12 protein-coding genes are annotated in these 9,175 nt (G+C 45.3%); all 12 read right to left on the reverse strand.

The window, feature by feature from the left end:
• Nucleotides 1-58 precede the first annotated feature (58 nt).
• The 12 genes from ACQY26_RS03385 to ACQY26_RS03440 are packed head-to-tail and all read right to left on the reverse strand — an operon-like array spanning nucleotide 59 to nucleotide 9,121.
• On the reverse strand, nucleotides 59-931 hold the full coding sequence (locus tag ACQY26_RS03385) for a hypothetical protein (protein ID WP_428047689.1): 873 nt from the start codon (nucleotides 929-931) through the stop codon (nucleotides 59-61).
• Nucleotides 928-1,884 carry an NAD-dependent epimerase/dehydratase family protein gene (locus ACQY26_RS03390; protein WP_428047690.1) on the reverse strand — a complete coding sequence of 319 codons (957 nt, stop codon included), beginning with the start codon at nucleotides 1,882-1,884 and terminating at the stop codon, nucleotides 928-930. The genes ACQY26_RS03385 and ACQY26_RS03390 overlap by 4 nt, the downstream gene beginning before the upstream one ends.
• Complete coding sequence (locus ACQY26_RS03395) at nucleotides 1,884-2,324, reverse strand: hypothetical protein (RefSeq protein WP_428047691.1); 441 nt, start codon at nucleotides 2,322-2,324, stop codon at nucleotides 1,884-1,886. The genes ACQY26_RS03390 and ACQY26_RS03395 overlap by 1 nt, the downstream gene beginning before the upstream one ends.
• Before the next feature lie 3 nt (nucleotides 2,325-2,327).
• Nucleotides 2,328-3,134 (reverse strand): energy transducer TonB, encoded by an 807-nt coding sequence (locus ACQY26_RS03400; RefSeq protein ID WP_428047692.1) that lies wholly within the window; start codon nucleotides 3,132-3,134, stop codon nucleotides 2,328-2,330.
• 27 nt (nucleotides 3,135-3,161) lie between these two features.
• Complete coding sequence (locus ACQY26_RS03405) at nucleotides 3,162-3,569, reverse strand: ExbD/TolR family protein (RefSeq protein WP_428047693.1); 408 nt, start codon at nucleotides 3,567-3,569, stop codon at nucleotides 3,162-3,164.
• Nucleotides 3,566-4,270, reverse strand: coding sequence for a MotA/TolQ/ExbB proton channel family protein (locus ACQY26_RS03410; RefSeq protein WP_428047694.1), 705 nt, complete (start codon nucleotides 4,268-4,270; stop codon nucleotides 3,566-3,568). Before ACQY26_RS03410 ends, ACQY26_RS03405 begins: the two co-directional genes overlap by 4 nt.
• A gap of 13 nt (nucleotides 4,271-4,283) precedes the next feature.
• Nucleotides 4,284-4,805, reverse strand: coding sequence for a phosphatidylglycerophosphatase A family protein (locus ACQY26_RS03415; protein ID WP_428047695.1), 522 nt, complete (start codon nucleotides 4,803-4,805; stop codon nucleotides 4,284-4,286).
• Nucleotides 4,798-5,427: a CDP-diacylglycerol--glycerol-3-phosphate 3-phosphatidyltransferase gene (pgsA, locus tag ACQY26_RS03420; RefSeq protein ID WP_428047696.1), complete on the reverse strand. Its 630-nt coding sequence runs from the start codon at nucleotides 5,425-5,427 to the stop codon at nucleotides 4,798-4,800. The genes ACQY26_RS03415 and pgsA overlap by 8 nt, the downstream gene beginning before the upstream one ends.
• Nucleotides 5,424-6,104, reverse strand: a complete 681-nt coding sequence (locus ACQY26_RS03425) for a LolA family protein (protein WP_428047697.1) — start codon at nucleotides 6,102-6,104, stop codon at nucleotides 5,424-5,426. Before ACQY26_RS03425 ends, pgsA begins: the two co-directional genes overlap by 4 nt.
• Nucleotides 6,101-8,380 (reverse strand): DNA translocase FtsK 4TM domain-containing protein, encoded by a 2,280-nt coding sequence (locus ACQY26_RS03430; protein ID WP_428047698.1) that lies wholly within the window; start codon nucleotides 8,378-8,380, stop codon nucleotides 6,101-6,103. The genes ACQY26_RS03425 and ACQY26_RS03430 overlap by 4 nt, the downstream gene beginning before the upstream one ends.
• 9 nt (nucleotides 8,381-8,389) lie before the next feature.
• Nucleotides 8,390-8,605, reverse strand: a complete 216-nt coding sequence (locus tag ACQY26_RS03435) for a hypothetical protein (RefSeq protein WP_428047699.1) — start codon at nucleotides 8,603-8,605, stop codon at nucleotides 8,390-8,392.
• A 12-nt stretch (nucleotides 8,606-8,617) separates the two neighbouring features.
• Nucleotides 8,618-9,121 (reverse strand): acetyl-CoA carboxylase biotin carboxyl carrier protein, encoded by a 504-nt coding sequence (locus ACQY26_RS03440; protein WP_428047701.1) that lies wholly within the window; start codon nucleotides 9,119-9,121, stop codon nucleotides 8,618-8,620.
• Between the last annotated feature and the right edge of the window lie 54 nt (nucleotides 9,122-9,175).

The raw sequence follows: 9,175 nt of genomic DNA on the forward strand, positions 1-9,175 counted from the left end.
CCTCTCCATTTATCCTCAACCGCGCTTTAAACGCCGCGATTTCTAACGGATATATTAATTATAACAAAATATTTAAGAAAATAGAAATATAAAACGCCAAAGCGGTCAAAATCATAAAAAGCGACGCTAAGCCTTCAAACGGAAGACGGTGCTTTTTCCCCAAATTCAGCGTGACGTTATTATCCTTAACGTATTGGGCGAACATTTTGCTTAAAGGCAAAGTCAGCAGGGGGGAGATTATATTCGCCGCCAGCGAGGAAAGCGTCATAAACACCCAAATAAATTTAAAGGGAAGTATGATTATATAAACCCAAAAAGAAATCAATACCGGCGCGCCCGTAAGATGTTCTATAAGGTATCTGTAATTGTGCGAAGATAAAAACACCGTCAGCGGCGTTAAAATTAAAAGTATTGCGAAGGTCGGCGCGAAATAAGGCAGAACGAATTTGAATATGTCTATAACCTGTTTTTTAGAGTGGATAAATATAGCTTTTGAAAGTTCCTTGGCGTCAAAGCGACTCATATTAACCAATATTCCCGCTTTGACGAAGCTCAGGGCGGCCATGCGGATAAATTTTGTTTCTCTGCGCATTTTGACTTCCGCTTTTCTTGCGCGGTTCAATTTGCACAATGCGATGTAAAAGCATTTAAAAACGCCTAATTTTACGCCTAAATCGTCATATACGCTTCTTACCGCCAAATATGTGCTTGGCAGGTAAAGAGCCGTCCTTATCCATAAAAAATTGTAATAAAGCCAAAACAAAACCACGCAGATATAAAGCACCGGGTTCAAGAGGGGCGGTATCCAGTATAAGCCGAAAAGCGTCCACTTAAACCCGAGGAAGAAAATAATCAAAGTAATTATCTGTGCGAAAATATATTTCGCGGAAAAGAAAACGTCCGCTCCTGCGTAATTTTGTTTTTTTGTCATTGGAAACTCTTTTTAAGGCCTTCCGCAAGGGGGGTAAACTGCTGCCCCGTTAAGGAGACCCATTTCTGAGAGCTGCAAACCCAATGTCCTTTTATGGCGGCTTCTTTTATTTTGTCATAATTCAAAGCCGGCGTTATGGAAAAGACACGGGCCGCGCTTTCATAGACAAAAGCCGCCGCTTCCAGTAGGAAATACGGCATATTGAACATAAGAGGCCGCGGTTTGCCCATGGCGTCCGCCATTGAGTTTATAAAGTATTTCCAGCTGTATCCGGCGGGCTCGCAAACGAAGAAAGTCTGCCCGTCCGCTTCTTGCAGCAGGGAAGCTTTATATAAAGCCGACACCAAATCTTCCACGTAAATAAAGTTAAAGAACATTTCCGAAGAGGAGGGATTTACCATTATTCCTCTTGCCACCCAGGCCGCTATTTTTGATACGCCCGAATCGTTTTTACCGTATACGACGGGGGCTCTCAAAACGGTTTTACGCATGGTTTGCGGCAATTGCATTACGTATTTTTCCGCTTCAAGTTTGGTTTCGCCGTAGTCGGAAACCGGCGCGGGTACGGCGCGTTCGTCTATCGGGTTGTTTTTATATTCGCTGGGCCCCGCCGCGGCTTGGCTTGATAAATAAACAAAGCTTTCTATCCCCGGCGTTTGTGCGGCGGCCTCGCACAGATTTTTTGTTACTTCCACATTGGCTTTATAAAATTCTTCTTTGTTAAACGCGAATATAGCCGCCGCCAAGTGAAATACGCAGTCCGCACCTTTAAGGGCGGCTTTTAAATCTTTTATGTCGCTGTAATCTACGCCGACGCTTTCAAGCATCGGGTTATCGGTTTTGCCGCCGCGTCCCCTTGTTAATAGTTTAACGCGGTAACCCTCTTTAAGCAAGAGGGCGGAGAGCCTCCCTCCTACAAAACCTTTTCCGCCTGTTATTACGGCCGTTTTCATTAGTTTTGCACCTCTTTGCTGATTACTTTCTGTATTTCGCCTATGCCGCGGTTAAGATCTTCCGTGGTTTTTTTGATGTCTTCTTTAATTCCGTTGGAAGTGAAATCCAGCTTCTTAAAACCGCGCTCAATTTGCTTTTCGTCGGGGTATTTCCCGCTCATGATTTTATCGTAGGGGGAAACGCCGTCGGTTTGAGGCATTATATTTAAAAGGAAGTATCCCACAACCAAGATGATAGTCAAATCAAATATGCAGTTAAAAACGTGAGATCTGCCCAAGAACAGCAGCGAGAATATAAACGTCAAAACAAGCACCGATATGAAAGAAACGATAAACATTATGAATATCGTTATCGGCGTTGTGTTCGGATAATCCGGAAAGCAAATCAAAGCCGCCAAAAAAACAAGTACAAGCAAAATAAAACGCCATATTATCAACATAAATTACTCCTCATTCTTAAATTCTACGGTAACCGTAAGCAAATTTTTAGGGAAGTCCTTCGGCAGAGGCGGATAAGGTGCGGAATTTTCTGCCGCGGAAGTCGCCGCGTAGTCATAAGAATCGTTGCCGGAACTTTTTTCTATCTGTACGCTGTAAACCGCCCCGTACTTATCAATATTGAAAGACACCAAAGTGGAAAGCCCCGCGCTCTTTTTGGGCATACGTTTCTGCCATTGTTCCCAAAGGGAATTACGTACTTGCGTTATATACCACGGGTAAGGAAAGTTTGTAAAGCTGGCCCTTACGGCTTTGGGGCCGTCTTCCCCGCCGCCGGGCGTAAGATTATGCAAAGTGGCCGGATCTATATTGGTGGATTCGACTTCGCCCAAAATGCTTGGCTTGGAAAGGGTAACCTTTTTTTCCTCTTCGGCTTTAGGCTGTGGTTTGGGCTCTTCTTTTTTAGCGGTTGTTTTATTGTTTTTTTTAGGTTTTTTTGAAATCTGCTCTTTGGAATTATATTCCTTTTTAGCCGGTTTTTTAGGCTCTTCTTTTTTAGGTTCTTGTATTTCCGAAGGAGCTTGTGGGGCCGGGGGGGCTTTTATTTCCTCTTCGGCTTTCGGTTCCGGCGCGGGGGCAGGTGCGGGTTTCTCTTCCTGTGCGCCGTATCTTAAAGGCTGGGAAGCCGAACCTATGAAATCTATCGTATATACGGCTTTAACTTTTTTGGCCGGTGCGCCCTGCATCATGGCAAACATGACTAGGAAGACCAAAAAATGCAAAGCCGCTGAATATACTAGTGATAAATTCATAAAAAATTTAAACCTTAAAAAGTTTCTTTATCTGGTTTCCACGACGCCTATTCCGAGCTTCGCCGCGCCGAGCTTTTTCGCCGTGTCAAATACGGTTACGACTTGCTGTACGGGCACTTCTTTATCGGCTTGAACGAGAATCGTTTTTTCATGCGCGCGGCCCAAAAGCAGGGTAAGTTCTTCCTGCAATCCGGATAAAGGGATTTCCTTATCCATAACTTTTATCTGCCCTTTTTTGGTTATTTCCACGCGGATGACATTATCTTCCGTAATGGTGTTGACGGCCGTAGAGGACGGCAAATCCACGCTGATTTGCGACTGCACTATAAAAGGCGTCATTACCATAAAAATTATCAGCAAAATCAAAGTGATGTCTATAAAAGGCACCATATTGATTTCGCCCATTATGCCGCGGGTCTGCATGCGGTTTTTCATAATTTGCCCGCCGATATAAGATCTTCCACCGCGGCGAAGGTGTTTTCCGGGCGCTGCGGTTCTTTATAAAGCTTGGCGGAAATTACTTCCTGCGCCAAATATTGCATATTCTGCGCAAAAAAGTTTACTTTGCTTAAAAAGTAGTTGTATGCGATTAAGGCCGGCACCGCGACGAAAAGCCCAGCCGCCGTATTTACCAAGGCTTCAGCTATGCCTTTTGCCACAACGGAGGGCCCGGCGGAAGCTCCGCTTATGGAAGATAAATCGGCAAAAGCCCTCATAACGCCCAAAACCGTCCCGAAGAGGCCTATAAACGGCGTCGTGCTGGCTAAAGTAGCCAATACGGAAAGTTTGCGGGAAAGCTGAGCCGTTTCCCAATTTATTATGGAATCGGCCAAATCGTTTAAATCGGCTATGTCGGTTTTATCCGATTTAAGCAAATTAATCACCAGCTTGGCCGCGGCGGTATTGGAATATCCGTTCTTGCGGCAGGCGTCGGTAATTTTGTTGAAGTTCCTTGCCGGCAGCTGATAGCGCACGTACTCCATAAGTCTTCTTGACTTGTTTATATTGCTTCTGTACTTAAGAAATCTGTCTATCATTACAGATATAGAATAAATTGACAAACCTACCAAAAGGAACAATACCGGCCCTCCGGCTTTTATAAGTTCCTTCATGCTGCCCATGCTTGAAAATTCCATAAAATAAACCTCTTTATATTAACTTAAGATATATTAAACACCATATTATCAAATTTGATATAACGCCCGCCAGTACGTCGTCCAAAACCACGGCCGCGCCGTTAACGTAAAACTTGTTTTTTGTCTTTTCCGGGAGGTTCTGCCCAAAATTTTCAGCCTTTTTTATAAAGGCGAGTTTCGTCGTATCAAACACCCTGAAAAGCACAAAAGCCAAAACCATAACCAAAAAGTCGTGCGGCAAAAAGAACATTGCGGTAAAATAACCGGCTATTTCGTCTATTACGATTTTGGGATTGTCTTTTTTGTCGTCTTTAAATTTTACTTTGTCGGAAACGTAAACCGCCAGCAATATGACGCCCAAAGTCGTCATCGCCTGATAAAGCCTGTCGCCGGGCATAAAAAACAGGAAAAGTACGAAAGCCTCAAAAGTGCCAAGAAGGCCTGCGCCGCTGTTTTTTTTATTTCTTAAAATGGCCGTGGGTATGTAGCTGATAAATGCGCCCGTGGCGAAAAATTTTAACCAAAAATTAGTCATTTACGGGCAGGCTCCAGGATCTTTTAAGCATATTCCAGTTGTTTCTTAAATAAGAAACTCCGCTTAAAGCCGTTACAACAGCCGTTATCACGGTTATACTGTAAGGCAGGCAGCCCAGCAGATTATCCAAAAACGTCAGCGCGGTCTTTAAGCCGCCGCCTGTTATCGGGAGCAATAATTTTACGTCTACGATAAAAAATATAAGCCCTAAAGCTATAAGCTGAACCGTGGTTTTAAATTTGCCCCAGCGTTCCGCCGCCATTACGTAATTATCCAGAGCGGCCAAAACTCTTAAGGTGGAAACCATAAGTTCCCTTAAAATTATTATAAATACGGCCCATACCGGCACATTGATTATGGAAAGCTCGGTAAAAGCGAAGAAAGCCGCCCCTACCAGCACTTTATCCACGAAGGGATCCACAATCGCGCCGAAAGGCGTTGCCGTATTTGTGCTTCTGGCTATGCGCCCGTCGATCCAGTCTGTGCTGGCGGCGACGCCGAACAGCAATGAGGAGGCTATAACCGCCCATTTGTTTTCCGCCACCATAAGCAAAAACATAACTATAGCCATGGCGGCCCTTATCAAAGTTATTTTATTGGCAAGCGTCATTTTAAGTTTCATTTGAATATGCTCTCTTTAAATTTTATATTTTTCTTGACGTTTTTGAGCGTCGTTTTTGTTCTGACACCTTGGTTCGCAAGCGATATTTCTTCTATAAAAAAATCTTTCGCAAGCAACTTAAAAGAAAGTTCATAGCTTTCCGGCCCTTCTTTTAAGGGAAGCAAAACCAACTTGTAAAATTGCCCGTCGCAGTCAAAACTTTTCAGTTTGTGTTCTTTTACTACCTTCCCGTAATTGCCGAAGTCAAACAAAGCCTTGTTGGTTTGGCCTTCCCGCCACTGATCCCATGGCAGAGAAGTAATTAAAGAGCCTTTGCCGTCTTTAATTTTTATAATTTTCTTATCGGTAACCGCGCTTTGCGCCAAAGTTCCTTCTTCAAAAGTGTCCAAACGTATATTGTTGTTTTGTTTGTATATCGTGCCTTGCGATGACGATATGGGCGTACCCTCGAAATCCGTTTGCTGGATAAAATCAGCCTGCAGAGTTTTAAGTTTAGCGTCCCATGCTATAAGGCCGTCCAAAGCCTGACGGGCCGTTATTTGGCTGTCGCAGACTTCTTTTTTTACGTCGGCCTTTGCCGTTTTATCCGTTTGTTTCGGCTGAACTTTGGCCGGCTCCTGCGCAAAAAGCGCGGCGGAAGAGAAAAGCAAAATCGTTAAAATTAGATTTAATTTCATTTGTACACCGTATCATATTGAGTTTTGCCGGATTGCATTTTTTGCAGTTCTTCAATTTGCGCGTCAATGGCGTCAAAATGAATTTCCCAGCGGTTTGAGCCTTCCGGCTTGGTTATAAAGCCTTTCATTTCAAGTACGCTCAAAATATTTGTCGCGCGCGCGCTGGAGCCGAAATTGGCCTTAAGCAAATCTTGGGAAACTCTGCGTCTTGTCTTTATAAGGTTGAGCGCGGATAAAAGCTCTTCCGGGGAAGTGCCCAAGCCTTCTCCGGGCCTGCCGCCGGGAGCGTTTTGTTCGGGCTGAACCTGAACGGGGTAGTCCGGGCCGCCCTGCGCTCTTAAGAAGTCCGCCACTTTGGTTATTTCCTCTTCGGAAATATAACAGCCCTGTATGCGGTTGGGCTTCGGGTCGGAAATGCCCAAATAGAGCATATCGCCCTTGCCCAGCAAAGCATCCGCGCCGTTGGCGTCAAGCACAACGCGGGAATCTATTTTTGACGTTACCTGTAAAGCTATTCTGGAAGGCAAATTCGCTTTGATTACGCCGGTAATGACGTTCGTGGAAGGCCTTTGCGTACACAAAATAAGATGAATGCCCAACGCGCGGCCCATCTGCGTAAGCCTTTGTACGGAATCTTCTATCGCGGCTTTGGTTTGAAGCATAAGGTCGGCCATTTCGTCTATTATCACTACGATGTAAAAAGCTTTTTCTTCGTTATTTTTTTCGGCCCAAGCGTTATAGCCTTCTATATTTTTGACTTTCGCCAACTCAAAAATCTTCATGCGTTTTTCCATAACCTTTACAAGAGCCTGCAAAGATTTTACTGCGCCGTTGGCGTCTTTAACCACGCTGACGTCTTCGCAGTCGGTCTTGGGGTCATAAAGGTGCGGGATGCCTTCATACAAAGTAAGTTCAACGCGTTTCGGGTCAACCAAGAGGAATTTTATCTCGTCGGGTTTGGCCCTGTAAAGCAGGGAAATTATTATTGAATGCACGCAAATGCTTTTGCCGCTGTTGGTTGCGCCGGCTATTAATAGGTGCGGCATTTTTTCCAGCACGGAAGTGGCCGGAAGACCGTCGGCGTATCTGCCCAGCGCGACGGCGGTTTTATATTTTGAGTTTACAAAGCTTGCGTCCTGCAAAATTTCGCGCATGGTCACCATGACGGGCTTATCATTGGGGATTTCAAAGCCTATGGCGTCTTTGCCGGGTATCGGGGCTTCCACGCGTATACCGCGCGCTTTCATAGCCAAAGCGATATCGTTGGAAATTGACACTATTGAGCTTATTTTTACGCCCGGTTCCGGTTTGATTTCGTATCTCGTTACCACCGGGCCTGGGGCCACGCCGGTTACGGAAGCGGCTATATCAAAACTTTTAAGAGTATCTTCCAGCCTTTTGGTGGCGGCGGCTATTTCCTCGTCCGTAGGGCCGATTATATTCGTTGAAGCCGGTTCCTTAAGCAAATCAAGCGGGGGCAAAATAAATTCCCCTGCCGGCTTCTTATCTTTATGTTCGCCCGCTTTATCTTCCGCCATATGCGGCAAAGGACGGTTTTCTCTGGGAGGCATTTTTACCATTTCCGCCACAGGGCGGCTTATTTTGGGGGGGAGTTTCGGTTTTTCTTCGTCTGTTGTTTCGGAGGGGGCTTCTTCAACCACGCGTCTGGGCTGGTTTTGTTTTTCTTCCTCTTTAGCCTGTTCTATTTTTTCTTTAAACTCCGCGCGCGCCTGCATCCAGGAGTTGAAATCTTCGCTTAAAAGTTCTTTCGTTTTTCTTAAAGTGGCAAGCCAAGGTATTGCAAAAAGAATATGCAAACCTATAAAGACGAAAGCCAAAGCCGCTATCAGCGCGCCGGCCCCGCCCGCGACAGAAGCTATCGAAGTAAAAACGGCTTTGCCAAAAGCCCCGCCCGAAACGGAACTTTTCTCAAAGAGGCTTCCCAAAAAGTGCATTGCGCTGCAAAGCCCGCCCATGGCGAAAAGAAACCCCGCCAGCGACGTAACCACCGACATTTTTTTGCTTTTTATTGTTCTTGCAAGCCAGTACATCAAGAACAAAGGCAGCAGCATTGACGCCTGGCCGAAACTGCCGAGAAGCCAGTCATGCACGGCTTTGCCGGCCGCGCCGTTTTGCCCGCCTATCCATAGGACCCACGTAAGCCACATACAAAAAGCCAAAGAAAAAACCCACACCGCCAACAGGCCCAGTCCATCGGCTTGTTTGCGGGTGGGTTTTTTGCTTTTAGATTTTTTGTGTATAGTCCTGTAAGCCACGCGCGCCCCTTAGTTTTGCTGAGGGGTTTTAGCTATTTTATAGTTAATACCGTCAGGTTCTATCGTGATTTTTCCGCTTTGCATAAGCGCGCCCAAAGCCAAATACATGGCCGAGCTTGATATGTTAAGCGAGAGTTTTATCTGCCAAGAAGTAACTTCCGGCTTGTCTTTAAGGAAGTCGTAAACGCGCGCGGAAATATTATCAATATTTTCTTTAAAAGGCATAAGTCCGTCCCGTTAGATTTTTTCTATGGCGAAAAGCAAGTCCCCGGGTTTTACCGGCTGGCCGTTTTCCACCAACACTTTTTTGATTACGCAGTCGTTTGAAGCTTTGACTTCGTTAAAAACTTTCATGGCTTCAATGAGGCATATCGGGGTGCCGGCTTTAACTTTTTCTCCCTCTTTTACAAACGGAGGGGCGGAGGGGGAAGAACCCCTGAAGAATATGCCCATAAGAGGGGATTTAATCGTCTGTGAATATTGCGGACGGGCGGAAGTTTCTTCCTGCTCCAAAGAGGCCGAAGCCCCTGCCGCTACCGGTACCGCCACTTGGGCCGGCGGCATGCGCACAAGCCTGATGCGGGTTCCGCTTTCTTCATAATCCACGGTGCCCAAATTGTTATCCTGCATAAATTTATAAATCTGTTTTACTTCTGATAAAGCCGGAGTATCTTTTTCCGTCGTTTTGACGTGTTGTTTTACGGCTTTTGCCGCAGATACTTTCTTTGTAGTTTTTGGCATATTGACCTCACTTAAAGTACTATGAATATATTTTACTAAATTAGCTTTTTTAAA

It is taken from the genome of Candidatus Proelusimicrobium excrementi, assembly GCF_937881865.1.
Lineage (GTDB): Bacteria > Elusimicrobiota > Elusimicrobia > Elusimicrobiales > Elusimicrobiaceae > Proelusimicrobium > Proelusimicrobium excrementi.

What these genes read in the sequence shown, in the direction of transcription:
- ACQY26_RS03385 (WP_428047689.1), bottom strand. Translation starts at nt 931, where the DNA reads ATGACAAAAAAACAAAATTACGCAGGAGCGGACGTTTTCTTTTCCGCG.
- ACQY26_RS03390 (WP_428047690.1), bottom strand. Translation starts at nt 1,884, where the DNA reads ATGAAAACGGCCGTAATAACAGGCGGAAAAGGTTTTGTAGGAGGGAGG.
- ACQY26_RS03395 (WP_428047691.1), bottom strand. Translation starts at nt 2,324, where the DNA reads ATGTTGATAATATGGCGTTTTATTTTGCTTGTACTTGTTTTTTTGGCG.
- ACQY26_RS03400 (WP_428047692.1), bottom strand. Translation starts at nt 3,134, where the DNA reads ATGAATTTATCACTAGTATATTCAGCGGCTTTGCATTTTTTGGTCTTC.
- ACQY26_RS03405 (WP_428047693.1), bottom strand. Translation starts at nt 3,569, where the DNA reads ATGAAAAACCGCATGCAGACCCGCGGCATAATGGGCGAAATCAATATG.
- ACQY26_RS03410 (WP_428047694.1), bottom strand. Translation starts at nt 4,270, where the DNA reads ATGGAATTTTCAAGCATGGGCAGCATGAAGGAACTTATAAAAGCCGGA.
- ACQY26_RS03415 (WP_428047695.1), bottom strand. Translation starts at nt 4,805, where the DNA reads ATGACTAATTTTTGGTTAAAATTTTTCGCCACGGGCGCATTTATCAGC.
- pgsA (WP_428047696.1), bottom strand. Translation starts at nt 5,427, where the DNA reads ATGAAACTTAAAATGACGCTTGCCAATAAAATAACTTTGATAAGGGCC.
- ACQY26_RS03425 (WP_428047697.1), bottom strand. Translation starts at nt 6,104, where the DNA reads ATGAAATTAAATCTAATTTTAACGATTTTGCTTTTCTCTTCCGCCGCG.
- ACQY26_RS03435 (WP_428047699.1), bottom strand. Translation starts at nt 8,605, where the DNA reads ATGCCTTTTAAAGAAAATATTGATAATATTTCCGCGCGCGTTTACGAC.
- ACQY26_RS03440 (WP_428047701.1), bottom strand. Translation starts at nt 9,121, where the DNA reads ATGCCAAAAACTACAAAGAAAGTATCTGCGGCAAAAGCCGTAAAACAA.